23 protein-coding genes and 1 other annotated feature are annotated in these 26870 nt (G+C 42.5%); of the genes, 2 read left to right on the forward strand and 21 right to left on the reverse strand.

Annotation, left to right across the window (positions count from 1 at the left end):
* The first annotated feature begins 63 nt into the window (after positions 1-63).
* The gene (locus ACRPI0_RS07900) at positions 64-930 is read left to right on the forward strand and encodes an ATP-grasp domain-containing protein (protein WP_432355793.1); all 867 of its coding nucleotides are present in this window, start codon (positions 64-66) and stop codon (positions 928-930) included.
* Entirely contained in the window at positions 927-1727 is an 801-nt protein-coding gene (locus ACRPI0_RS07905) for an ATP-grasp domain-containing protein (protein ID WP_432355794.1), read from the forward strand. The genes ACRPI0_RS07900 and ACRPI0_RS07905 overlap by 4 nt, the downstream gene beginning before the upstream one ends.
* A gap of 290 nt (positions 1728-2017) precedes the next feature.
* Here ACRPI0_RS07905 and ACRPI0_RS07910 read toward each other — a convergent pair whose 3' ends face one another.
* The 21 genes from ACRPI0_RS07910 to ACRPI0_RS08010 all read right to left on the reverse strand — a co-directional run bounded on the left by ACRPI0_RS07910 (position 2018) and on the right by ACRPI0_RS08010 (position 26688).
* Positions 2018-4666 (reverse strand): valine--tRNA ligase, encoded by a 2649-nt coding sequence (locus ACRPI0_RS07910; RefSeq protein ID WP_432355795.1) that lies wholly within the window; start codon positions 4664-4666, stop codon positions 2018-2020.
* Between the two features lie 97 nt (positions 4667-4763).
* Positions 4764-4991, reverse strand: a binding site (T-box leader).
* Between the two features lie 235 nt (positions 4992-5226).
* Positions 5227-5805, reverse strand: coding sequence for a hypothetical protein (locus ACRPI0_RS07915; RefSeq protein WP_432355796.1), 579 nt, complete (start codon positions 5803-5805; stop codon positions 5227-5229).
* 115 nt (positions 5806-5920) lie between these two features.
* On the reverse strand, positions 5921-7210 hold the full coding sequence (gene hemL / locus ACRPI0_RS07920; RefSeq protein ID WP_432355797.1) for a glutamate-1-semialdehyde 2,1-aminomutase: 1290 nt from the start codon (positions 7208-7210) through the stop codon (positions 5921-5923).
* Complete coding sequence (gene hemB / locus ACRPI0_RS07925; RefSeq protein WP_432355798.1) at positions 7207-8190, reverse strand: porphobilinogen synthase; 984 nt, start codon at positions 8188-8190, stop codon at positions 7207-7209. Before hemB ends, hemL begins: the two co-directional genes overlap by 4 nt.
* 3 nt (positions 8191-8193) lie before the next feature.
* Positions 8194-8952, reverse strand: a complete 759-nt coding sequence (locus ACRPI0_RS07930; protein ID WP_432355799.1) for a uroporphyrinogen-III synthase — start codon at positions 8950-8952, stop codon at positions 8194-8196.
* Positions 8942-9874, reverse strand: a complete 933-nt coding sequence (gene hemC, locus ACRPI0_RS07935) for a hydroxymethylbilane synthase (RefSeq protein ID WP_432355800.1) — start codon at positions 9872-9874, stop codon at positions 8942-8944. Before hemC ends, ACRPI0_RS07930 begins: the two co-directional genes overlap by 11 nt.
* A gap of 55 nt (positions 9875-9929) precedes the next feature.
* On the reverse strand, positions 9930-10760 hold the full coding sequence (gene ccsA, locus ACRPI0_RS07940; protein ID WP_432355801.1) for a cytochrome c biogenesis protein CcsA: 831 nt from the start codon (positions 10758-10760) through the stop codon (positions 9930-9932).
* A gap of 88 nt (positions 10761-10848) precedes the next feature.
* Positions 10849-12261, reverse strand: a complete 1413-nt coding sequence (gene hemA, locus ACRPI0_RS07945; protein ID WP_432355802.1) for a glutamyl-tRNA reductase — start codon at positions 12259-12261, stop codon at positions 10849-10851.
* A gap of 203 nt (positions 12262-12464) precedes the next feature.
* Entirely contained in the window at positions 12465-13046 is a 582-nt protein-coding gene (gene yihA / locus ACRPI0_RS07950) for a ribosome biogenesis GTP-binding protein YihA/YsxC (protein ID WP_432355803.1), read from the reverse strand.
* The gene (gene lon, locus ACRPI0_RS07955; protein WP_432355804.1) at positions 13046-15361 is read right to left on the reverse strand and encodes an endopeptidase La; all 2316 of its coding nucleotides are present in this window, start codon (positions 15359-15361) and stop codon (positions 13046-13048) included. The genes yihA and lon overlap by 1 nt, the downstream gene beginning before the upstream one ends.
* A 122-nt stretch (positions 15362-15483) precedes the next feature.
* Positions 15484-16749: an ATP-dependent protease ATP-binding subunit ClpX gene (gene clpX / locus ACRPI0_RS07960; RefSeq protein WP_432355805.1), complete on the reverse strand. Its 1266-nt coding sequence runs from the start codon at positions 16747-16749 to the stop codon at positions 15484-15486.
* Positions 16750-17085: 336 nt separating this feature from the next.
* Positions 17086-18384: a trigger factor gene (gene tig / locus ACRPI0_RS07965; protein ID WP_432355806.1), complete on the reverse strand. Its 1299-nt coding sequence runs from the start codon at positions 18382-18384 to the stop codon at positions 17086-17088.
* Positions 18385-18488: 104 nt separating this feature from the next.
* Entirely contained in the window at positions 18489-19466 is a 978-nt protein-coding gene (locus tag ACRPI0_RS07970; protein ID WP_432355807.1) for a tetratricopeptide repeat protein, read from the reverse strand.
* 74 nt (positions 19467-19540) lie between these two features.
* Positions 19541-20077, reverse strand: a complete 537-nt coding sequence (locus ACRPI0_RS07975) for a hypothetical protein (protein WP_432355808.1) — start codon at positions 20075-20077, stop codon at positions 19541-19543.
* A 161-nt stretch (positions 20078-20238) separates the two neighbouring features.
* Positions 20239-20694 carry a GNAT family N-acetyltransferase gene (locus tag ACRPI0_RS07980; RefSeq protein ID WP_432355809.1) on the reverse strand — a complete coding sequence of 152 codons (456 nt, stop codon included), beginning with the start codon at positions 20692-20694 and terminating at the stop codon, positions 20239-20241.
* A 249-nt stretch (positions 20695-20943) separates the two neighbouring features.
* Positions 20944-21660 carry a YetF domain-containing protein gene (locus ACRPI0_RS07985; protein ID WP_432355810.1) on the reverse strand — a complete coding sequence of 239 codons (717 nt, stop codon included), beginning with the start codon at positions 21658-21660 and terminating at the stop codon, positions 20944-20946.
* 58 nt (positions 21661-21718) lie between these two features.
* Positions 21719-23446, reverse strand: a complete 1728-nt coding sequence (locus ACRPI0_RS07990; RefSeq protein ID WP_432355811.1) for a sensor histidine kinase — start codon at positions 23444-23446, stop codon at positions 21719-21721.
* Positions 23447-23457: 11 nt separating this feature from the next.
* Positions 23458-24228: a response regulator transcription factor gene (locus tag ACRPI0_RS07995; RefSeq protein WP_432355812.1), complete on the reverse strand. Its 771-nt coding sequence runs from the start codon at positions 24226-24228 to the stop codon at positions 23458-23460.
* A gap of 79 nt (positions 24229-24307) precedes the next feature.
* Positions 24308-25435: a peptide-methionine (R)-S-oxide reductase MsrB gene (gene msrB / locus ACRPI0_RS08000; RefSeq protein ID WP_432355813.1), complete on the reverse strand. Its 1128-nt coding sequence runs from the start codon at positions 25433-25435 to the stop codon at positions 24308-24310.
* Between the two features lie 19 nt (positions 25436-25454).
* Positions 25455-25952, reverse strand: coding sequence for a redoxin family protein (locus ACRPI0_RS08005; protein ID WP_432355814.1), 498 nt, complete (start codon positions 25950-25952; stop codon positions 25455-25457).
* A gap of 13 nt (positions 25953-25965) precedes the next feature.
* Positions 25966-26688 carry a cytochrome c biogenesis CcdA family protein gene (locus ACRPI0_RS08010; RefSeq protein ID WP_432355815.1) on the reverse strand — a complete coding sequence of 241 codons (723 nt, stop codon included), beginning with the start codon at positions 26686-26688 and terminating at the stop codon, positions 25966-25968.
* Between the last annotated feature and the right edge of the window lie 182 nt (positions 26689-26870).

Here is a 26870-nt window from a genome sequence, read left to right on the forward strand (position 1 = left end):
CACCTTATGATAAACTTAGAATAGTCATTTTCTAAAAGTATAGCACGTGGAAGAGGGATTTTTATGACAAGTTGTTGGATTATTTATAATGGAAGTTTAGTGAACGATAAATTTAGAGATCAGGCTGAACTCGTTTTAGAAGCAGCAGTTCGCACTGGCGTCCAAGCATCGATTTATAAAAACTATGAAGTATTGATGGATGTCACTGAAGCTACCAAGAACTTCCCAGATTTCGTTGTTTTTTTAGATAAAGATATCGTACTTGCAACGTATTTAAAGTCTCATGGAGTACCGGTATTTAATGATCCCGAAGTCATCGAGCGCTGTGATAACAAAACGAAACAAGCGATATCGCTCGCAAATGATGGGGTGCCAATGCCAAGAACAATTATTGCCCCTAAAGTCTATCCGAATTTCACGATTCGTGACAGCGGTTATTATGAGCAAGTCCTACAGCTTCTCGGTCTCCCAATGATCATTAAAGAAGCTCGCGGCTCATTCGGCATGAATGTCTATCTGATTGAAACGGAACAACAGTTTTATGAAAAAACGGAAGTGTTACGAGGCGTTGACTATTTGTTCCAGGAGTTCATCGCATCGAGTCGGGGGCGTGATATCCGGGTAAATGTCGTTGGTCAAAAAGTGATTGCCGCCATGTATCGCCATTCTGAAACTGATTTCCGGGCAAATATTACAAACGGTGGTAAAGCAGAAGTTGTCGAACTGACAGGAGAGCAGATTGATATTGCTTTACGGGCCGCACAGTCCGTAGGTGCCGTGTTTGCAGGTGTCGACTTATTATTTGGTCCAGATGAAGAACCACTTGTGTGCGAAGTAAATGCTGCAGCGCATATCCGCAATATTTACAATGTGACAGGTATCAATGTCGCGGATTCGATGATTGCGTACATTTTGGAGGTGATCGCATGAAAGGGTACATTTACTATGAGGAAGAAGATGCGGTGAGGAATAGTTGGTTCATCGATGAATTGATCGCAGCAGGTGCTAGTTTGCAAATGGATGTTGAATTGATCACAGGGGATGTTGAACTGCCTTCCGACACTTCCTTCATCCTCTATCGTGGACGAGATTTTGAAAAGAGTCGCAGTTTTGAAGAACAAGGGGTTCTTGTTGTAAACCGTAGCGAAGTGACTCGCATTACGAATGACAAATACCAATCATTCCAGTTAGCAACCTTGCTTGGTATTCCTGCAATCCCTACGAACATGCTAACGTCATCCGATGAGATTGGAACCTATCCTGTTGTTGTGAAAACTAGTGAGGGGCATGGTGGAACGGACGTACAATTATGTGCCAATGCTGCTGAAGTAGATGAGTTGCGTACGCGCTATGGAAGTTCTCAACTGCTAGTACAACCTTACATTGAGCATGACGCATCAGATGTACGTCTATATGTAATTGGAGATGAGGTTGTCGGCGCAGTTCGACGGACAGCTGTCGATTCATTTAAAGCAAATGTCGCGCTCGGTGGTGTGGCAGAAGACTTTGATGCCCCCTCTCCATTACGACAGTTTGCAGAGAAAATCGCTAAAGCAATTAAGAGTGATTATGTGGGTGTAGATTTCATTCAACAACGTGATGGTGTCTGGTTGCTGAATGAGATTGAAGACCCTGTTGGTGCACGGTCGTTATACGAGACGAGTGAGCTTAATGTTGCACGTGAAGTGATGAATCATATTCATAAAAAGATTACGAAAACCTTATGAGGTGCTAATACAGCACTGAGTAAGGATTTTTTTATGAGTTCAAGTGATGAATTGGTAGCGCTTCGCTTGTTTTCAGTAGCGTATCGCGTTGTATGGTTGGTTTGTTTTTGCTTTATGATCACATTTCGTGATTTATGAGCACATTCCTGTATTTATGAGCGTATTTACAGAGTTATGATCCCTTTCTGGTGTTTATGATCATTTTTCGCGATTTATGAGCGCGCCCCCCATCCAGCATCCCCAAACCTACACAAAACAAAAAGGGCTTTCGCTAGAAAGCCCTTCCTCACTTAAATCTCTTTTAGTTCTTCGATACGACGCTGCACAGCAGCTTGCTTTTCGAGATAATCTTGTTCTTTAGCACGTTCTTCATCAACAACAGATTGTGGCGCTTTAGAAACGAAACGTTCGTTGGACAGTTTGCCTTGAACGCGTTTTACTTCGCCCACCCATTTGTCGAGTTCTTTACCAAGGCGTGCAATTTCTTCGTCAATGTTGAGTAAGCCTTCAAGTGGCATGAAGAGTTCTGCACCTGTAACGACTGCAGACATTGACTTGCCTGGTGCTTGAACGTCCACTCCAATTTCAAGTGTTTCTGGGTTACAGAATTTCTCGATGTATTGGCTATTTGCTTTCAAGACTGCCGCGGTCGCTTCGTCTTTCGCTGCGATGTACAACGGTACTTGGCGACTCATTGGCGTGTTCACTTCCGCACGGATTGCACGAACCGCTTTGATGACATCTGTTAATAGCTTCATGTGAGTTGAACGCTCTACGTTCGTAAGACTCGCATCCGCCACTGGCCATGCAGCAACCGTGATTGACTCACCTTCATGCGGCAAGTTCTGCCAAATCTCTTCTGTAATGAACGGCATAAGTGGATGCAACAACCGCATCGTATTATCGAGAACATAAGCAAGAACAGAACGCGTCGTTTGCTTCGCTTTCTCGTCTTCACCGTACAATGGCAATTTCGCCATCTCGATATACCAGTCACAGAAATCATCCCAGATGAAGTTATAAAGTGCACGGCCGACTTCACCGAACTCATAGCGATCCGACAACTTCGTTACGGAATCGATTGTTTCGTTCAAACGTGTAAGAATCCAGTCGTCTGCGACTGAACGGTCGCCTGACAAATCGATTTCTTCGTATGTCATGCCATCCATGTTCATCAACGCAAATCGGGAAGCATTCCAGATTTTGTTCGCAAAGTTCCAAATCGCTTCAACTTTTTCAGTTGAATAACGAAGGTCTTGACCCGGTGATGAACCTGTTGCTAAGAAGTAACGAAGTGCATCTGCACCGTACTGATCGATGACATCCATCGGATCAACACCGTTGCCAAGTGATTTCGACATTTTACGACCGTCTTCTGCACGAACCAATCCGTGAATTAAGACATCTTTGAATGGACGCTGATCTGTAAACTCAATTCCTTGGAAGATCATACGAGACACCCAGAAGAAGATGATGTCATACCCTGTAACAAGTGCATCTGTTGGGTAGTAGCGTTTAAACTCAGGATTTTCTGTGTCCGGCCAACCCATCGTCGAGAACGGCCATAATGCAGATGAGAACCACGTATCGAGTACGTCGTTTTCCTGGTGCCAGTTTTCAATATCAGCAGGTGCTTCTTCTCCAACAAAGATTTCGCCAGTTTCGTTGTGATACCAAGCTGGAATCCGATGTCCCCACCATAGCTGGCGGGAAATACACCAGTCGTGAACGTTTTCCATCCAAGTTAAATACGTTTTCTCGAAACGATCAGGAACGAAGGTCACTTTGCCTTCTGATTTTTGCAACTCAATCGCTTTTTCTGCGAGAGGTTGCATTTTCACGAACCATTGTGTTGATAAATATGGCTCAACAACTGCACCGCTTCGCTCTGAGTGTCCTACTGAGTGATTGTGCTCTTCAATTTTGAAAAGTACATCCATGTCCTGCAAATCTTTAACGATCGCTTTACGGCATTCAAAACGGTCCATACCTTCGTATTTACCAGCTAACTTGTTCATCGAACCATCTTCATTCATCACAAGAACGCGTGGCAAGTCATGACGGTTACCGATTTCAAAGTCATTCGGGTCATGAGCCGGAGTAATCTTAACCGCACCACTTCCGAAGTCCATTTCAACATAATCATCTGCAACAATCGGAATTTCACGACCAACGATTGGTAACTTTACAGTTTTCCCGATTAAATGTTGGTAGCGCTCATCGTCAGGGTGTACGGCAACAGCAGTATCTCCAAGCATTGTTTCAGGGCGCGTTGTCGCAATTTCAATACTTCCAGTTCCATCTGCGAGTGGGTAACGCATATGATAGAAAGCACCCGCTACATCTTTATGGATTACTTCGATATCAGACAATGCTGTTTTCGTTGCTGGATCCCAGTTAATAATATATTCACCGCGGTAAATTAAATCTTTCTCATACAACTTGACGAATACTTCACGTACTGCACGTGATAGTCCTTCATCCAACGTGAAACGCTCACGTGAATAATCGAGTGCAAGACCAAGTTTAGACCATTGCTTACGGATGTGCCCTGCATATTCATCTTTCCATTTCCACGTTTCTTCTAAGAACTTCTCGCGCCCTAAGTCATAACGTGTCTGGCCATTCTCACGGAGCTTTTGTTCTACTTTCGCCTGTGTTGCAATACCTGCATGGTCCATACCAGGAAGCCATAGTGCATCATAGCCTTGCATGCGCTTCATACGAACTAAAATATCTTGTAGTGTCGTATCCCAAGCGTGCCCTAGATGCAATTTACCCGTCACGTTCGGGGGTGGAATAACAATCGTATAAGGTTCTTTACCACTTTCCGGCTGAGCTTTAAAATACTCACCCTTCAGCCACCATTCATAACGGTCTCTCTCAATCGTTTGCGGATCATACTTAGTCGGCATCTCTAACTGCTCTTTTTCTGTCATGTCAATTCCTCCTTGTAAAAGTACCCATGCTGCAAGTTGTTTTAACTAACTAAATACAACTTACATGTTTGATGAAACACAAAAAACCCCTTCGTCGTTAAAGGACGAAGGAGTCAGTTCGCGGTACCACCTTTATTTGCAACCGTGCAAAATCACACGTTGCCTCAATGGAAATAACGGCTTTTAACCGGCTCTCGTTACTTGAAAAAGTTGTTCACGAAAACTGCTGACGGGTGACTTTCAAACTGTCGCCAATAGGTCCTTGCACCATACGGACCCTCTCTAAAAAAGTCGACTGCTCTACTTTCCCGCTCATCGCATCACTATGCTGTTTCAAATAGTTTACCCGATGAGTTGCAAGCTCGTCAAGCCTACTGTGAAAGGATGGTGTTATGAGAAGAGGTTACAACCCTTATTTGCTCCCACCCTGGCTTAGAAGATGTAGATTTTACGGTAAAGTGATCATCATCCCGATTTCCTGTTTCCAGCTCATTCGTTTGTTGATCATCCCGACAACAGGCGATTTTCTACTCTTTTGCATCCTTTGCGGGTGTGCTTTCTTATTCCACAAGAACATCATTTAAGCGGAAAGACGTTACCGTAACATCATCTTCCAAATCGTTAAGGAAAGCGAGCATCTCATTGTCACTCACATAATCGATACCCATTTCAACCATCTCAGAACTCGTACTTTCAATTTTGGCCTCCACATGAGCTACAGCTTCTTCATGTACTGCTACTTCTGCCTTCGTTTCTGTCGCAACGACCGTCCACATGACTGTCAATGTCCCATCATCCGTAGCACTCGCTGTTGCATCTGTTACCGTTGCCTCAAGTTGTCCGCCATCACTTGATGGTAGATCGACTAACAGTGGGACAGCATACTCGAAATAGCCCAGATTGTTTTGTACGTCTACATCATCGATCACGACTGCATCCGAACTCGCAGCAGCTTCCAACCCCTCACCATCAAATCCGATGTTCGCCGCAACATGATAAATTCCCGAGAGCCTAACTGCGTCTTCAGTTAGTTGCTCTGTATAACCCGCTGTCACTTTTACATCTTGCGCAGAAACTGCTTTCCCGTATTCTGCAGGAAACTGAAATGTCTCCGTCAACGTCCACTGAATTGGTTCCATTGTTCTGCCGCCTCCTTTTATACGTTAGAGTATATGAGCGGACGTACGCTAACAGAACTACTGCATAAGAAAAACAGCCTTCCAAAGATATTATCTTAGAAAGGCTGTTTGTGTTTTATTTTTTCAACTGGCTAAATACTTTATGGAATGCATCAACAGTTTTCGCGATGTGTGCTTCTGTGTGAGCAGATGAAAGGAACATCCCTTCAAATTGCGAAGGTGGCAAGAAAATACCTTCTTCAGCCATCAACTTGTAGTACTCAGCAAATAGCGCCAAGTCAGAGGTCTTAGCCGTTTCATAATCGATTACATCTTCATTTGTGAAGAAGAATCCGATCATCGAGCCTGCACGGTTTACAGTATTGGGTATGCCGTTTGCTGTTGCAGCTTCACGGAATCCTTTTTCAAGCTGATCCCCAAGTTTCATGAAGTGCTCGTAAGACGCTGGATTCAACCGCTTCAATGTCTCGATTCCTGCAGTCATCGCAAGTGGATTACCGGACAATGTACCTGCTTGATAAACGGTTCCAGCAGGGGCGATGTGCTCCATGATTTCACGTTTACCACCATAAGCACCAACTGGAAGTCCGCCACCGATTACTTTACCAAGACACGTTAAGTCTGGTGTAATCCCGAAATGGCCTTGTGCACAGTTGTAGCCAACACGGAATCCAGTCATGACTTCATCAAAAATAAGCATTGTTCCGTTTTCTTCTGTCAACTTCCGCAATTCCTCAAGGAAACCAGGTTGAGGTGGAACAACGCCCATATTTCCAGCGACAGGTTCAACAATTACACCAGCAAGATCGTCGCCGTACTCTTTGAATGCGACACGTAAGCTTTCCAAATCGTTATATGGAACCGTAATTGTGTTTTTCGCAACGCCTTCAGGAACTCCAGGACTGTCTGGAAGACCGAGTGTCGCTACACCAGAGCCCGCTTTAATGAGCAATGAATCTCCGTGACCGTGGTAGCAGCCTTCGAACTTCAAGATAAGATTACGCTTCGTATAACCACGTGCAAGACGTAGTACACTCATCGTCGCTTCCGTACCTGATGATACCATGCGAACCATTTCAATCGATGGTACTCGATCGATAACGATTTCAGCTAGTTCATTTTCAAGCAATGTTGGTGCTCCGAAACTAGACCCTTTTACAGCTGCTTGCTGAATCGCTGACACAACACCGTCCTCAGCATGTCCAAGGATTAGCGGTCCCCAAGATAACACGTAATCGATATATTCGTTCCCATCGATATCCGTAATAATTGCGCCTTTTCCACTTTCCATGAAAATTGGATCCATATTGACCGATTTGAAAGCGCGTACTGGCGAGTTTACACCACCCGGCATGAGATTTACAGCTTTACTGAATGCTTGCTTCGACTTTGTATAGTCTCTCATTTTGTCTCCTCCAACCAACGTGCCGCATCTTTTGCGTGATACGTCATAATTAGATCTGCACCTGCGCGTTTCATGCTCGTTAACGTTTCAAGCACGATACGCTGTTCATCTACCCAACCATTTAACGAAGCAGCTTTCACCATTGCGTACTCACCACTCACGTTATAGGCAACCATTGGTAGCAACGTATTGTTTTTTACATCACGTAAAATATCCAAGTAGGACAATGCTGGTTTTACGATTAAGAAGTCTGCACCTTCAGCTATATCTGATTCTGCTTCACGTAATGCTTCCATGCGGTTGGCTGGATCCATTTGATACGCTTTACGGTCTCCGAACTGAGGCGTTGACTCTGCAGCATCACGGAACGGGCCATAATAGGCAGACGCATACTTAACCGCATAGGACATAATAGGAATCTCTTCGAATCCAGCTTCATCCAACCCTTGGCGGATTGCAGCAACGAAACCATCCATCATATTAGAAGGTGCGATAATATCCGCTCCGGCGCTAGCCTGAGAAATGGCTGTCTTCACTAGTAAGTTAAGAGATGGATCATTCAATACGCGTTCGCCTTCAACCACACCACAATGGCCATGATCGGTATATTCACATAGACATGTATCCGCGATCACAATCAATTCTGGATGACGATTTTTCGCGAAACGGATCGCTTCTTGTATAATTCCGTGGTCATGATAAGCACCGCTTCCTACTGCGTCTTTTTCTGTAATGACACCAAAGAATATGACAGATGGAATACCGAGTGCTACAGCTTCATCCAACTCTTCTCCTAAACGGTCCATCGAATACTGGAAAATCCCTGGCATTGAAGAAATTTCATTTTTAATGTTCTCGCCCTCAATGACGAAAATCGGGTAGATGAAGTCTGTTACTTGAAGTTGAGTTTCACGTACCATTGCACGCATTCCTGCAGTACTACGAAGCCGACGGTGCCGGCGGAAGTTTAAGTTGTTCATCAGTTAGTTCCATCCTTTCGACTCGGCGAGTGTGCGCACGAGTTCGGGTAATGTATACGTTTCAGGCATCACATGGACAGGCGCTCCTACATCACGAAGCGCTCGCTCTGTAATATGCCCAATAGCACCAATAGTATAGCCACTCCATCCAATTACCGGAGCAACGTGTTCAGTAAACACAGATACTGCAGAAGGACTAGCGAACAACACAGTAACGGAATCCGTTGTCTTGACCAACTCCACTATCCGTTCTACAGAAGTGGTTTCAGGAAGCGTTTCATATACCGTCCAATCATCGACCGTTAACGAGAGCTCTGTTGAGATAAGCGTCCCTGCTAGATTTCCTTTGAGGAAAAGCGCACGAAGTGCTTCCTCTTCAGGATTGAACTGTTGTACGAACACATCCGCACTGAATACGTCAGGGATAAAGCTCACTGTGAAGCCGATACGTTCCAAGGCTGAAGCGGTTTTATCACCAACTGCAGCGATTTTAGATGTGAATTCAGATGCTTTCCGGTTAAACCGTAATAGTTTCTGTTCAAATGCTGCTACAGCACTTTGACTGGTGAAAATCAGCCAATCATATCGAACAGCCTGCTGGAACCGTTCCGCATCTTGTGAGGATATTCGTTCTTCAGTCCGAATTAATGGTAACGAAACGGATGCGCCACCGAGTTCGCTAACTAACGCGTATGGTTCATCCGATTTTTTTGTACTCGTGAAAATTACCGTTTCTCCTGATAAAGATCGTTTATTGCGCATCCATTTCAGCCTTCACACGTTGAATGACTTCTGCTGCCCCTTCTTTTCGAAGGACATCAGAGACGATTTCACCGACTTCCACAGGCGTTTTAGCTTTAGCGGTATGACGATAGACTTCTGAACCGTCCGGTGCTGCGATGAACCCTGTTAACTCAATGCCATCTTCTTTCATCTGAGCAAAGCCACCGATTGGAACCTGGCAAGAACCATCCATTTCACGTAGGAACGTACGCTCCGCTTCTACTTCTTTAAACGTTTGCTCGTCATTCATCTTAGCAAGTTCAGCAAGTAACTCTGCATCGTCAGAACGACATTCAATAGAAAGCGCGCCTTGACCGACTGCAGGAATACAATCTTCCAAACTCATATATTCCGTGATGATTTCGTCGCTCCATCCCATACGCTTCAAACCTGAAGCAGCAAGTAGGATTGCATCGTATTCACCGTCTTGCATTTTCTTCAACCGTGTATCAATATTACCTCGAATCCATTTGATTTCAAGATCTGGACGAAGTAAGAGCAATTGAGAACTTCTACGTAAGCTAGATGTTCCAACTACTGCGCCTTCAGGAAGATCCTTGAAGGCAACATTTCCGTTTGAGATGAATGCATCACGCGGATCGACACGTGTCGGGATACAGCCAACAATTAATCCTTCAGGTAGAACAGAAGGCATATCTTTCATACTATGTACGGCAAAGTCGATTTCTTTGTCGAACAATGCTTGTTGAATTTCTTTTACAAACAGACCCTTACCGCCAACTTTTGAAAGTTGAACGTCAACAATGCGATCCCCTTTTGTAACGATTTCTTTCACTTCAAATTCAAATGGAACACCCACTGCCTTCAACTGTTCGATGAACCATTTCGTTTGTGTTAACGCAAGCTTACTTCTCCGTGAACCTACAATAATTTTTCTCAATGTAATCTTCCTTCCCCAAGTAAATAATACGAACTATTTTGTGGACTAGTCTACCTTATAACCAAAAATGGAATTGTGAAAGTTTACTGCCCAAAAAGAAATTAATGATGATCAAAACAAATGCAAAAACATTAGCCCATGCGAAATCTGTAGCTTTCACTTTCCCACTTCTATTTAAGAAAAGTAACGCACTATAGACAATGATTAGCATGAAAGATCCGACAATCTTTATATCAAGTACTGTCCAATCAGATAATGCTGTATACGCCCACTGAATGCCTAATATCAAACTGACAAGCAGCACTGGAATTCCTGTATAGATCGCTGCTTTCATGCCCGTCATCGCATGTTGCAAAGAAGGCAATCGACTAAATTGTGACGTCCACTTTTTCTTCTTCAACAAGTTATAGACAAGCAAATAGAGAATCGCAAATACAAATGCCATTGCAAATGCAGCGTACGAAAGAATAGCAAATGTAATGTGAATGAACAATAACTCAGAAACGAGTGATTCGCCCACTCCTGAACTCTCTAGTTGAGTAGGGGCAAAAATGTGTATGGTCATAAAACAGAACGCAATAATATTAAGTATAAATCCAGCATAGCTCGAGCTATATTTAAGCTGAATGCCGAGTGACAACGAAATGAGTACCCATGCAAAGAAATAAACCCCATCATAGAGGGATAGTACAGGCAACTGTTTTGTCACTAGTATCGCTTGTAGTAAAAATCCAGTTTGCATGAAAAATACAATCACAGTCAACCAAAACGCCGCTCTCTGAGAACGTGCATCTTTGTTCAAAAAGTCGACAAAATAAAAAACCAGGCTAACGGCATACAGAATGAGCATGCCTTCCTGCAGTCGAGCCATCGTCATTTCAACCATTGGCCACCCTCTGCCTTTCTGTCAAAAAAGCCACTTCCGCATCGACCGTCAATAAAAGCGGGATGGGAAATGACTTGTTGGAGCGTACTCAATATGTCAAATCAGGTTGCAAACCGGTCGTTTGGGAAGCTCCGGCTCCCTGTTCCGCTTTTTGCTGTTGTGCCTGAAGATTCTTTTCGTGTTCAACCTCTTTTTCGATTCCAAAGATAGACTGGAACAACTCCAGTTTTTCAGTTGATTTTGAATCTGTTGCAAGTTCTTTCGCTTGTAAAATCGGCTCTTTCAATAACTGATTGATGATTGATTTCGTATGTTTACTTAATACTTTCTTTTCACGTTCAGTCAAATCAGGCATTTTGTTTTCAATACTTGCCATCGTTTCTGCTTGTATGTTGAGAGCTTTTTTACGCAAAGCTGTAATCACAGGAACGACACCAAGTGTTGCGATCCATTCTTTAAACATGGCAACTTCCCCATGAATGAGTGTGCGAATCTCTTCAGCCGCTTCTTTGCGTTGCGCCAAATTCGCTTCTACAATACCTTGCATATCGTCAATATCATACAAGAACATATTCGGCAAATCACCAATACGTGGATCCATATCACGAGGAACAGCAATATCGACAAGGAATAAGGGACGTCCTTTACGTAGACGCTCCACAAACTGCATAAGTTCGTAGTCAATGACGTAGTCTTTAGCCCCTGTACTACTAATCAGGATATCCACGTCGAGTAACGTACACTGCAATTCCTGTAGAGACTTTGCATACCCATCAAATTGAGTAGCTAATTCTTCAGCTTTTGAGAATGTACGGTTCAGAACAGTAATCTTCCCGACACCGCTGCCTTGCAAGTTTTTTATCGTCAATTCGCCCATTTCACCTGCGCCAAGAATAGCGATGTGTTTATGTTTCAATGAACCGAAAATCTTCTTGCCTAACTCGACAGCCGCATACGATACTGAGACTGCATTTTCTCCAATAGCTGTTTCCGCGTGCGCGCGTTTCGCTACAGTGATCGCTTGCTTGAAAAGTTCGTTAAAAATTGTGCCAGTTGTCCCGATTTCTTGTGCTAGCAAAAAGCTCGTTCTAACTTGACCGAGAATCTGTGTTTCACCAAGCACCATCGAGTCAATTCCTGATGTAACGGACATTAAATGCTCAATCGCATCGTCTTCTTCTTTAATGATTAAGTGATTAGTAAATGACTCTAACGGTAGATTGAACCATTCCGCTAAAAAGTTTTTCACATAATAACGTCCTGTGTGAAGTTGATCTACGACTGCGTAAATTTCAGTACGGTTACACGTCGAGACAATAATATTTTCTAAAATACTTTTAGTTGATTGTAGAGTTTCCATAGCGTGCGGCAAATCAGATTCGTTAAACGAAAGTTTTTCTCTGATTTCTACCGGCGCTGTCCTGTGATTGACTCCTATGGCGAGTAATTTCACTAGGTGCTCACACCTTTCGCGTCTATTTCCTGCTAATAAGTATAGCATAAATCGTCTTGTCTAAAGAGTTCATTTATGAACATCGTATGAACGAGAAGGCTTTTGTGCTTCTCTTTATAATTATTATAATCTAAATTCCACTACGATGCCAATGGGATGTTTAGCATCCCTCTACCTTATCTCCCAATTGTCACCTAGACGCCATAAAAAGCAGAGGAACACTAGCCTCTGCTTTTACGTAGTAATACGTGTTACATTCTGCTCTCGATTTCGGCCCAAACAGGATCCATCCCGATTCCTTTTTCAGATGAAAAGATGAACAAAGGATCATCACCAAGCATATTTAACGTTTCTCTAACTATTTTCTTATGCTTTTCCCATTTTCCTTTTGGAATTTTATCGGCTTTTGTTGCGATAACAATCGCTGGGATATTGTAATGGACAAAGAAATTGTACATGTTGATATCATCAGCTGATGGTGCGTGACGGATATCTACAATCTGAATAACTGCACGTAAGGGTTCGCGTCCAGTTAAATACTGTTCGATCATCCCGCCCCATTTTTCTTTTTCTGTTTTGGAAACACGTGCGTATCCATATCCTGGAACGTCAACAAAGAAAAGTTTTTCTTCAATCTTGTAGAAGTTCAATGTCTGTGTTTTACCTGGCTTTGAAGAAGTTCTTGCAATACTTCTACGGCCTAACATTTTGTTTATGAACGATGACTTACCTACGTTCGAACGTCCTGCTAATGCAAATTCTGGGAAGCCATCGACTGGGTATTGTTCAGGTCGGACAGCACTCATTACCATTTCAACGTTATGCACTTTCATTATTCTCGTTCCTCCAATGCGATCGCCAATACTTCCTCAGCGTCGCTAACCAATTTAAACGATAACTCTTGACGAATCTCTTCAGGAACATCATCGATATCTCGTTCGTTTTCTTTAGGTAAAATAATAACACGTAATCCTGCTCTGTGCGCACTCAACGTCTTTTCTTTCAATCCACCGATTGGCAGAACTCGTCCACGAAGCGTGATTTCGCCTGTCATTCCAACTTCACGATGGATCGGACGGTTCGTCAATGCCGAAACGAGAGCTGTAGCAATTGTCACACCTGCTGAAGGACCATCTTTAGGCACCGCACCTTGCGGGACGTGAATGTGGATATCTTTTGTTTCGTAGAATGAAGAATCGATGCCAAGGCTTTCTGCTCTGGAACGGACATAGGAAAGTGCTGTTTGAGCAGATTCTTTCATGACATCGCCTAGTTTTCCAGTCAAGATCAGTTTGCCCTTGCCTGGTGAAAGCGATACTTCAATCTGAAGAGTATCTCCACCAACAGCCGTGTAGGCCAATCCAGTTGCAACACCGATTTGGTTCGTTGTTTCAGCTTGTCCGTGGCTATATTTCTTTTTGCCGAGGAAATTTTCAAGTGTTTTTGTGCTAATCGTTACACTCTTCTTTTTCCCGCTAGCAATTAGACGCGCAGTCTTTCGGCAAACACCCGCAATTTCACGCTCGAGTGAACGAACGCCTGCTTCTCTCGTATAATAACGAACGATATCTAAGATAGCAGGTTCTTGAAACTTCACTTGGGACTTCGTCAAGCCATGTTCTTTTACTTGTTTTGGAATCAAGTGATTCGCAGCAATCGCCTGTTTCTCAAGTTCTGTGTAACCTGCAATCGAGATAATTTCCATCCGATCGCGCAATGGTCCAGGAATCGCGCTCAAATCATTAGCAGTTGCGATGAACAATACGTTAGATAGATCATAAGGCACTTCTATGTAATGATCACTGAATGTACTATTTTGTTCTGGATCCAACACTTCTAACATCGCGGACGAAGGATCTCCTCTGAAATCATTGGACATTTTATCGATTTCATCGAGTAAGAATACCGGATTCACCGTTCCCGCTTTTTTCATACCTTGAATAATGCGGCCAGGCATGGCACCTACATATGTTCTTCGGTGACCTCTGATTTCCGATTCGTCACGAACCCCACCTAGGGAAATACGAACGAACTTACGATCCAAAGATTCTGCAATCGATTTCGCAAGTGACGTTTTTCCTACTCCAGGAGGTCCTTCGATACACAAAATCGGACCACGTAGAGACTTTGTTAACTGACGTACAGATAGAAATTCCAGAATCCGTTCTTTAACAGAATCCAGTCCTTCATGATCTCGTTCTAAAATCATTTCAGATCGATCGATATCTAGCTGGTCCTTCGAAAAGTTCGACCAGGGTAACGCGACGAGCCAGTCAATATAAGAGCGAATGATGCCACTCTCCGCTGCAGCAGAAGGAATCTTTTCATATCGATCCAATTCGCGTTCCGCAGTCTCTCTAACTTCCTCTGTCATACCCGATTCGGAAATTCGCTCACGTAACGCTTCGACTTCAAGACCTTTTCCATCTTTATCTCCAAGCTCCGTTTGGATCGCTTTCATTTGTTCGCGTAAGTAAAACTCTTTTTGAGTCCGCTCCATCGCTTCACGTACACGTTCATTTATTTTCTGTTCAAGCCCTACGACTTCTTGTTCGTTATAAAGCCGGCTGATAAGCCACTCTAAACGATCGTGGATATTGCGCATTTCCAAAATATCCTGTTTCGCACGAATCTTTAAAGGTAAATGGGATGCGACTGTATCTGCAAGTCTTCCGGGTTCCGTGATTGCAGATACAGAATGGTATGCATCCTCTGTAATACGTTTCGAGATTTTTGTGTACTTTTTGAAATATGTGAGGAGTGTCCTCATAAGAGCTTCAGACTCAGCATCTACTTCTGTAGAATCTGGAAAACCATTTACGGTAACGACAGGATATAAGTCTACTTCCGCATAATCTGTCCACTCCGCACGCTCAAGCCCTTCAATTAGTACTCGATAGGTACCATTCGGTAATTGAGTCATCGATTTTACAGAAGCTAACGTTCCAAGATGATATAAGTCTTCAGGCTGTGGATCTTCATCGTTAATATTAAGTTGTGTTGCTAAGAAGATTAAATTATCGTTCGCTATTGCCTGTTCAATAGCGAAAACAGATCGTTCTCGGCCTACATCAATATGTAAAGTCATTGTTGGATAAATTAAAATGCCTCTTAACGGAAGAAGCGGAATCTTATGTCGTAAAACCATGGAACAGACACCTCCATCATTCAATTTGGACTACGCACTATGTATAATCAACAAGAAAAATAAGGAAAAAGCTGACCCATTCAGCACAAATGCGCCTCCATTAAGTCAGCTTTCCCTTTTTATTAAGCTGTATGTTTTTCTGAATCAAGTTTTATTTCTGTACCATCTTCTGTGTAAAGAAGTGGTGAACCTTTGCCTAGTACAGAATCTTTTGTAATGATACATTTTTTAACTTCTTCTAAAGAAGGCAATTCATACATGACATCAAGCATGATGTTTTCAATAATTGAACGCAGTCCACGAGCACCTGTTTTACGCTCAATAGACTCACGAGCAATCTCTATGAGGGCATCGTCTTCAAATTGCAAGTCAACATCATCTAGACCTAACATCTTCTGATACTGTTTAACAATTGCATTTTTAGGAAGTGTCAAAATTTGACGTAACGTATCTTCGCTAAGTTGCTCAAGTGTCGCAATGACAGGTAACCGTCCGATAAATTCAGGAATAAGACCAAATGATTGAAGGTCTTCAGGAATCATACGAGACAGTAATGAACGTTCTTCTTCAGCAGCGTTTGGATCCGATCCGAAACCGATGACTTTTTGACCCACACGACGCTTAATAATCTCGTCAATCCCGTCAAATGCACCACCAACAATGAATAGAATATTCGTTGTATCGATTTGGATGAATTCCTGATGAGGGTGCTTACGTCCACCTTGAGGAGGAACGCTTGCAACGGTACCTTCCAGGATTTTAAGTAGTGCTTGTTGAACACCTTCACCAGAAACATCACGTGTAATGGATGCATTTTCTGATTTACGTGCCACTTTGTCAATTTCATCGATGTAAATGATACCTTTTTCAGCACGTTCTACATCGAAATCTGCAGCTTGAATAAGCTTAAGTAGGATATTTTCTACGTCTTCCCCTACATATCCCGCTTCTGTTAGTGATGTTGCATCTGCGATTGCAAATGGAACATCAAGAATGCGTGCCAGTGTTTGAGCAAGAAGTGTTTTACCACTACCTGTAGGCCCAATTAGTACAATGTTAGATTTTGCAAGCTCGACGTCGTCTACTTTACTACCTGTATTCACACGTTTGTAATGGTTATAGACCGCAACTGAAAGTGATTTTTTCGCACGATCCTGTCCAATAATATAATCGTCAAGAATAGCTTGGATTTCTTTAGGCTTCGGTACTTCTTTAAATTCGAATCCTTCTTCGAGTCCTACTTCTTCTTCAACAATTTCAGCACAAAGTTCAACACATTCGTCACATATATAAACCCCTTGCCCTGCAACAAGTTTGCGGACCTGATCCTGCGTCTTGCCACAGAACGAACAGCTCAAATTGTCTTTTTCATCGTTAAATTTGAACAAATTGCTCACCCCTATTCAGTGAAATCTTACAAGATTCCAACTGGTTTATCAACTATTTCGTTCTCAAGCTGTATGTACACGGGTCCCCCCGCGCGTGTTTCGTTTTGCAGAAAAATACAACTGGCATGATTTTTGCTACAGACGGACGATTTCAGTGGGGCAAGTTGGCGAGCCGCTTCAGTCGCTTCGCTTCCTCCAAGGTCTTACCAACTTGCTAACCCCCAGGAGTCGCCGTCTTCCGCTCCAATCATTAGTGCCAGCTGGATATGACAACAATGTCCTTAATATACAAAAACAAGGTACGGCTAAGCGTACCTTGCATAAAGCGGCTTCAGATTACTCTGCAGCTGCTTCTGAGATTTTTGCGTTGTCAACTAGAAGTTGAACTGTTTTGTTGAAACGAAGATCGTTTTCGAGCATATCAGTACCGCCAAGAGCAGTTTTGATTTGTTCGAGGTCCATGTTGAATTGCTCAGACATTTTGTTAAGTTCTTCGTTGATTTCCTCTTCAGTGACTTCAACGTTCTCTTCTTTACCGATTGCTTCAAGTGTAAGTGACACACGTACGCGGCTTACAGCGTCGTCGTGCATTTGCTTACGAAGTGATGCTTCGTCTTGTCCAGAGAACTGATAGTACAAGTCAAGGTTCATTCCTTGTGTTTGAAGACGCTGACCGAACTCATCAACCATACGATTTGTTTCGGATTCAACCATTTCTTCAGGTACTTCGAATTTAGCATTTTTAGCAGCTGCTTCTACGAGGTCGTCGCGAAGTGCTGTTTCTGAAGCTGATTTCTTTTCAGTTTCTAGGTTTTCTTTCATTTTTGTACGAAGCTCGTCCACTGTTGAAACTTCTTCGTCCATTTCTTTAGCAAGCTCATCATTTAGTTCTGGAACTTCTTTAGCTTTAACTTCGTTGATTTTCACTTTGAATACTGCCGGCTTACCTGCAAGTTCAGCTGCATGGTATTCTTCAGGGAATGTCAATTCAACGTCTTTTTCCTCGCCAGTTTTCAAGCCGATTAACTGCTCTTCAAAACCTGGGATGAATGATCCTGATCCAATAGTAAGATCGTAACCTTCAGCTTTTCCACCTTCGAAAGCTTCTCCTTCAGAGTAGCCATCGAAATCGATGTTAGCTGTATTGCCGTCTTCAATTGCGCCTTCTTCTTTAACAACCATTTCAGCCATTGATTCACGACGTGTTTGTAACTCCATGTCGATTTCTTCGTCTGTAACTTTTGTCTCTTGGCGTGTTACTTCAAGGCCTTTATACTCGCCTAATTCAACTTCCGGCTTAAGTGGAACGATAGCTGTGAATACAACTGGCTCGCCTTTTTCAAGCTTTTCGATGTCGATTTCTGGTGATGCGATTGGCTCAAGACCTTCCGCACGAACAGCTGCATCGTATGCTACTGGAAGAACGATATCGATTGCATCGTTGTATAGTGCTTCTTCCCCGTACATTTGGTTGAACATCTTACGTGGCATTTTACCTTTACGGAATCCGGGTGCGTTTACTTGCTTAACGACCTTCTTGAATGCCTTTTCCATACCTTCGTTAAAAGCCTCTACTGAAACCTCAAACGTTAACTTTCCTTTGTTACCTTCTTGCTTTTCCCATTTAACTGACATTTCTACATACCTCCGAATCATAGTGACGAATATATTTTGTACCGTTTTATACGCCATTGACAACCATCTCAGTATATCATAGTCTCTTTATCTTTCAAGAAATTTCATTCGGCAGCTTCACTATAGTCCTGATCAATCTCAAAAATTAACTTATGGAGAGAAGTTTGAGGGAGTGATACACCTTCAAATAGATAACAAGAATAGTTTTCATAAGCAGCTACAACGGACTCTGTTGGAGCACCCCAGCCAAGGGGATAGCTAATCATTGCGAACTTCTTCACCGATTCTTCAATGAGTGATAGTCTCGTTGGGTCTTTATCCAATGACTCCTGAAGAAGCTGGCACACTTCTTGCGTAACCTTGTCTTCGCCAGGTAACGGCAATTGCGCCGGGTAGACAGTAATTCCCCTGCCAAATTTACGAACGACGAGTGGCTGATCAAAACCCGTTTGTCGCAGCAAAACTAAAGCAACGGTACGTAGTACATTTGGCAAATGATCATAAACAACAATCTCTGAAAGCAAATATTCGGCATCGCGGAGTCCAGTTCTTTCTAGGTCGGCTAGAATTTGCTGTTGTTCAAATTGAGTTAGTTTCAAAAAGTCATCAAACGAGATTACTTCTTTTGGTTGCACTAAGTAATCATCCGAAAAGCGATTTGATAATCTTCCATTTAACTCGCGTAAATACAAAAACTTCTGTTTCAACTCGTTTGGAACGACTCCTTCATCGAGAAGTGCACCAATCGTATCTTCTACTTCTGTATAGTCCTGGAGCTGCATACTAATCGCAAGATAGAGCTCCATCGCTTCAAAATAATCATTTACATCACTTTGTAACCACAGTGTTGCATAATGTTTTGCCTGTTCAAATTCTTTGGTTTCATATAGAGCGATTGCGAGTACTCCAGGGATTTCAGGCAGGTTAGGTGCAATTTGAAGAAGTTGTTCCGCTAGACGAACAGCTTCTTCAAATTCTTCTGATTGTAGTGCGTCCTCCGCTTGGTCTAGTAGACGCTCAACAGTCCCAGGGAAAACAATCATATTGCCCTTTTTATGCAATCCATCACTCTTACGTTTCACGTTCTTCACCTGCTTTCACTGATACTATAGCACAGCAATTCCCCTGTGCACATGTCAGACGGGCAAAGGACTGTTCATTCTTTTTTAGGGATTAAAATCTTTTCGACTTCGACACCTTCGTGAGCAAGTCGATTTTCAATAGGAGGTAAAAATTTTGCAAACAGTCTATTCATCGTAAGCGTCAACTCTTTTTTATCTGCAAAGATGAAGTCGAACTCGGACTTCCCATCAGCAGCGTGAACCGATCTAAATATAGCTTCATCGACTTCGCTCCAATTATAAGAAAGCGTTTTAAAACTTAATAATGGCCGGTACGTAATGCTATCGTCTGATAACATCGTATAATTCTGTGAAGCTATGTAAAAACTTGCACACGCTAATAACGTTAACCCTGCACTGACGAGGATCGACTTCCGATTCATATTCTTAATGTACAGTACAAAAGAAGCGGCAATCAGAAACGCAAATGCAACCGCATAAATAATATACACTCCACCTGAAACAAAAATAAACCAACTTCCCGCTTTAAAATAAATAGAATTCGCAATGAAGTTAGGTAGTAAAAAGACAACAAAAGGAGCTAGTAATAGTAATGATATCCCTATGACCATAGGAATATTTCTTCGTTCAGCGTGAATGATGGTCCACTTCCTTCTCTCTTATTTAACCGTTCCGCTTTACAAGTTAGATTCTATGCATATTAGAAACATAAATAACTTTCTCGACAATCCACATATGGGTAGACTATCAAGAAAGTTGATTAGTTCGCTTGTTAACTACTAAAAGCCATGCGATGCGTCGTTTCAGAAGCGGAATCATCAAATTCAAAACCATTATGACGATAAAAAGCATCCGCTTTGGAGGATTCCGTTTTCACAGTCAATTCATTGAATTGACTCTCGGAATGTTTAATAATTTCTTTTAACAGTAACGATCCTGCACCGTTTCTCCGTTCTTCAGTTTCTACATAAAAACGTTGAAGTCTACCTGTTTCAGGGTCTCCACCCGGACCTGGGAATCGGTTAACACCACCAATCGCGACTATCTTACCTGATTCGTCTTTAACGCAATACAGGGCTTCCCCTGGCTCAGAGAACGTATTGATGCCCTCTTTATAATCTTCTGCAAGTCGCGTTAAAAAACGATAGCCTTCTTCTTCACTTTCAGATATAAGTGATTCGATATTCAGTTTCATCAAATCTTCAACTGGTTCTACTACGTAAGTCATCTCACTCGCTCCTCTACTGTTAAAATAGATACACGTGCTCATTAACTATAATTCAACTCCAAGTGTGAAAATTCCTTCTTTTCTAAAAGGCGCTGACATTTGTTTAACTGAACATGGTACGTCCGTTATAGGTTATGCAAGGAGTTGAATTTTAATCAAGAATTTTTGCTGTCGATGCCTTACTAGCAAAACGAGAATTTTCATTAAAAACGGTCCTTATTCATAAGAAATGAACAAGAACCGTATCTCTTAGTTATTCTTTTCTACCTTTTTAGTAATGTGAAGCTCACCATTGCCCTGTATTTCAGCATAAAATACTTGGTCGACTCGATTGATGCCTTGCTTTTTCAGTTGTTCATCGACCCATTGTTCCGTCAAACTTAACTCAGATAAATTCTCTAAGATGAGTTCTCCATCTGAAATGATTTCAGTAGGAATGTATTTCGGCTGTTTAGTGGATGCTTTCACGTCCGCTTTCGTCGCATTTTCAAGTCCTGTACGTTTCATGACACTTAAAGTGCCGTTCACTTCAAAAATGGCAAAGTATACATCTTTTATCGAAAAAATACTTTGTTCTCTAAGCAACATGTTCAAATCATTGAGATCGAGACGGGCTTTTCCTAACGCCTCTTCTTCTATTTCCCCGTTTCGTATAACGATAATTGGCTTATCGTCCAAGAGAATTCGTGCTTTTTTGGATTTCATCGCAATATAATTCATCACAATCGTTAATACTGCCCACCAAATCATTGCCACTAATCCATCCATGAATGGTGTTTCAGATTCACCCGCGATATTCGCTGCAATCGAGCCAATTGTTATTCCAGTGACATAATGGAAGAATGTCAGTTGAGATATTTGTTTCTTTCCCATAAAACGAGCCAAAATGAGCAACACCAAGAACGCAACGGTCGTTCGTATAATCATTTCCCAAAAATCCACTTTAAAGAAATCTGTATGTTCCATAGTCCGATGCACCTCCATCTTTCAGAAGTATGCGCCAGATCATCGCTAACAATACGTCTTACGTTTCAGAAAGCCTTGAATTCAGTCGGATTCGCACTGTTGTCCCTTCAGCTTCTGAGGACTGAACGTGGATACCATAAGACTCTCCGTAATACAATTTGATACGTTCATCCACATTACGAATGCCAACACCACCAAGTTTCGTTGTAGAACTTGTTTTCCTATCACTCATCTTCGAGACATTAAATCCTTCCCCATTATCATGGACAGTTAGGAACAGATCGCCATCTTCTGCAGTAGCAGAAATATCGATTACACCTTGACGAGAAAGTCCACGAATGCCGTGATAGAGCGCATTTTCCACAACTGGTTGGACAATCAGTTTCGGAATTTCTATGTCTTGTAGGGCTTCAACACACTGAATGCGATACTGCAACTTATCTCCATAACGTTCTTTTTGAATGAACAAATACCGCTCGACGTGCTCCAATTCGTTTCCAACCGTTGTTAACTCACTACCACCACTAAGCGACAGTCTGAAGAACGACGCCAGCGCTTTCGTTAGGTCGATCACTTTTTCATGGTCGCCAAACTCCGCCATCCACACAATCGTATCAAGCGTATTATATAGAAAATGAGGGTTGATTTGACTGTGTAACGCACTAATTTCAGATGTTCGGAGATGTCTTTCCTTTACTGTGATTTCCACCATCAACTTATCAATCTTGTGTGTCATCATATTGAAATGACGGGTCAGACTTTGCGCCTCATAACACCCCTTTGCATCCACAGGAATTTCCTTCAAACCCGTTTCAATGTCTTGCATCGCTTGTTCCAACTTCTGAAATGGAGCAGTGATACGTCCTGCAAAGAGATAAACGCTCGTTGCCGCTATTAAAAGCAACGCAATGCCGACCCATACGAAGATTTCAAGCAACTGTTGCTTGATGGCTAGAAGACTGTCTTGAGACGAGACACTGACAAGCATCCAGTCTGCATTTTTCAGTGAATGCGTATAAGTTAGCGTGTTCTCTTTGGAATCATAGCCTGCTGAATCTTCAACAATCGTCTGCAACTCATGTTTCTTGGCATCGTTCTGGAAATACGATGGGTCTTCATGATAAACAACTTCCTGATTTTCATTGAGGATGAACGAAAAACCATCTGTACCCAGATCCAAATTTGCTAAATAATCTTCAATCACTTCATAATCGAGGTCGATCAGCAGGACGCCTCGGTTTTCCCCAGTTGCATCCGTAATCTCCCGGCTAATCGAGATGACCCACGTGTCTTTGTCCATCGTGAAATCTTGCATGCGCGCAGAGGTCAAGAACGCTTGTCCACCATTCATGATTGCCGAGCGATACCACGTTTCCCGCATCATATTCGTCGATTTGCTCATCGTCAAACCTGCTTCGTTAGACAAGATCTGCCCATCTTTGCTCACAATGATAATTGATTTGATGAATTCATCAGATGCGAGTGTCGTATCGATTGTTTTCAATAGATCAGTTTTGACAGCAGGTGCACGGGTAGAATCCGATAAATAATCGACGAGTTGAGGATTTTCTGCAAGTAAACTGGACACTGCATTTAGTCGATCAATATACAAATCAAGGTACATTCCACTTTGGTTCACAGAAGACTTCATGCTTTTCGCAGACTCAATCAAAAGAATCGAAGAAATGCTTGCGTAAAGAATGCCTGCCATCAACAAAAGTGTCAATCCACTTGCGAGTATATAATGAAGGGCAATTTGGACTCGTAACTTTTTATAGGTGTTCACAGGCGCCCTCTTCATTCCCTCGATTTCTCCTTAAACTGATTGGGGGACAACGAAAATCGCTTCTTGAACGCAGCACTGAAATAATTCGGATCTTCAAATCCTACGGATGACGCGATTTCATACATTTTCATATCCGTACTCAATAACAGCAGTTTTGCACGATCCAGTCTACTGTTGATCATATATTGTTGGAACGTTTTGCCGAATAATTGCTTGAACAACGTGCTGACATAAGAGGGACTGAGCGCTAGAGTCGATGCGAGTGAAGCTAAAGAAAACTCAACGTTGTCGAAATTCGCATTGATTTCCTGTTGAATTTTATATTTATACCCTGAAGTTTCTTCAGAACTATCTGCGGAATGAATGAGACCACCTACCAGTTTCGTCACTTCATGCTGTCGGTGAGCTTCTTGAACTTTCCCAATCAGTTTTTGTAGCAACTCCTGAACGTCTTTTTTGGAAACGGGCTTCAACACATAGTCGTCCACGCCAGTTTTGAGCGCAGCCACCGCATAGTCGAAATAGTCATACCCGGTGATCATCGCGATTTTGACGTCTGGCTTCAATGCTTTTGCAGCGGACACAAAATCAAGCCCGTTCATTTTCGGCATATTAATGTCGGCGAGAACAAGATCAGGTCGATGAGTTTTGAATAATTCTAACGCTACTTCACCATTTGATGCTTCAAGCACTTCAGAAATCGATAGCGCTTCAAAGTCGACAAATGAGCGGATACCACGTATTAAAATTGGTTCATCGTCTACTACTAGTAACGTATACATAGCAGGCCCCTTTCTTATGTAAAGATGAAAAACGAAAGGCAGCAACAGCTACCTTCCGAGGTTGTATTTCTAGTGTACCTTACTTCACAAGGCTTGTCAGATAGCCATAGCCTGCGTCTTCCATTTCTTCAAGTGGAACAAAATCGATTGCTGCACTGTTGATGCAATACCGTAATCCACCCTTGTCTTTCGGTCCATCATCGAACACGTGACCGAGGTGACCATCACCTGCGCGACTTCTTACTTCAATCCGTACCATATTGAAACTTTTATCTTTATGCTCCGTTACCACCTCAGGAATTATTGGTTGCGTGAAACTCGGCCATCCGCATTGTGAATCATACTTGTCTTTTGAAGAAAATAGCGGTTCCCCCGTTGCAACGTCAATATAGATCCCATCTTCAAACGAATCCCAGTATTTGTTTGAAAACGCTGCTTCTGTAGTGCTTCCTTGGGTTACTTTGTATTGCGCATCTGTAAGTTTCGCTTTTAGTTCTTTATCACTCGGCTTCGGGTAATCCACCGGGTCGATTAATGAAGGAATTTCCTGGTCTTCCAATGAATCAAATTCTACGTGGCAGTAACCATTCGGGTTCTTCTCCAAGTAATCTTGATGATATTCCTCAGCCAATGTGTAGCTTGTTAACGGCTCTATTTCTGTCACGATTTTATCGTCATAACGCTCCTGTTGCTTATTGACAACTTTCTCAATAACGGCTTTTTCCGTAGGATCTGTATAGAACACACCCGAACGATATTGTGTACCACGATCGTTCCCTTGTTTGTTCAATGAAGTCGGGTCAATGATTGTGAAGAAATGATCCAGAATCGTATTTAAATCGGTTCGCTCTGGATCATATAGCACGTGAACTGTTTCAGCATGACCTGTTTTACCACTAACTACGTCTTCATATGTTGGGTTTTCAGTTGTACCGTTCGCATATCCAGAAGTGACTTCAGCGACTCCGTATACACGTTCCATGTAGGCTTCAACTCCCCAAAAGCATCCTCCCGCAAGGTAAATTTCTCTTAGATTGTTTTCATCGAACGTCAAACCTTCGTTCGGATTGGCAGGATATTTTGATGAAGCTGCAGCAGTTGGTGATCCTGACGTTGTGCCAGATTTGTCAGTAGATGCAGTGCCATTGGAACAAGCACCGAGAATCAATGTAAGCCCAAGAAGTCCAATTAGGTATTTCAGTTTCATAATCCATCTCCCCTTCCCGTTAGTTTAGTTGGTCCATCATGTCTTTAATCTGATCGTTTGATAACTGACCCGCCTGCGTTGTAACGAGTTCGCCTTTTTTGTTGATAAACGCAGAGGTTGGATACCCGCGTACTTCGAACTCTTTCACAAGGTCTCCGCCTTCATCCATCAAAACAGGCAAGTCTTGGACGTTTTCAACGCCCTTATACCATTTTACAAAGGCATCTTTTTTCTTTTCATTGTTGTATCCAGGTGCAACAACGGTCAATACCTCAAAATCTGTGTCTTCCGTAGCGAGTGCATTCACTTCTTCAAGTCCCGCAAGACAGATTGGACACCAAGAAGCCCAAAACTTTACGTAGACGTTTTTCCCTTCGTAATCTGCTAGGTTGACGGTTTTACCATCCAAGTCTTCAAGTTGGAACAACGAATCATCTGACGCTCCGGTTTTAGTTCCTGATGAGCATGCACCAAGGACAGTGACAACAGCGAGTAAAACAAGTAACTTTTTCAGCATGTTATTTCCTCCTTTATTGTGGAATAAGCGTTGTAAAGAAATTCAAGTTGTTTGTCATGAGGAAGATTCCCATCACGACGATAATGATGCCGCCAGCGACTTTAATTTTTCCTAAGTGACGATTAAGCTTTTTCATTCGTTGCAGTAAGAAATCCGAGAAGATTGAAAGGATGAGAAATGGAATTAGCATACCAAGTGCGTAAATGAGCATGAGGAATGCTCCGTGTGCCGCTTGCCCTTCGTTCGCGGAAAGACCGAGAACTGCGCCTAAAATCGGTCCAATACATGGTGTCCAGCCGAAGCTAAACGTAAAACCGAGTAGATACGTACCAAGAAAATCGCGTTTCCCGCTACGCTTTAAGTTCACTTTGTTTTCGCGTTCTAAGAACGGAATATGGAACAATCCAGTTTGATGAAGTCCGAGGATGACGACGACAGCTCCACAGATGGTGATGAATGTTGTTGTATTAATGAGCGAGCCTAAAGCGCCTGCACCAAATCCGAGTAGTACGAAACTCGTCGATAAACCGAGCACAAAAATCATCGTTTTAATGATCAATCGTGGATGGATACTGAATTTACCTATTGTGATGAGTCGGTTTTCGCGTGTGGATGTTGGATCTCCTGAAGAAAGAATAGAGACGTAGACGGGTAATAGCGGCAAAATACAGGGTGAGAAGAAGGACAGAATCCCTGCCGCAAAGACACTGCTGAGTAGTACTTGTTCACCGAACATAATATAGGGACCCCCTTTTGTTGTAGTGTGTAGTTCTATTGTAGAGCTGTGAGGAGAGAAACCCTATAGACTGATGTTTGGAGTTTCTTTGAAATGATACGGTGAACGTCAAATAGACTGTTCCAATAGAGGAAGTTCTCTTTTGGGACAGTCTACTAACAGTATATGTACAGTGTTGATTT

The sequence above is a fragment of the Sporosarcina sp. A2 genome, from assembly GCF_050858885.1.
In the GTDB taxonomy this organism is placed as follows: domain Bacteria; phylum Bacillota; class Bacilli; order Bacillales_A; family Planococcaceae; genus Sporosarcina.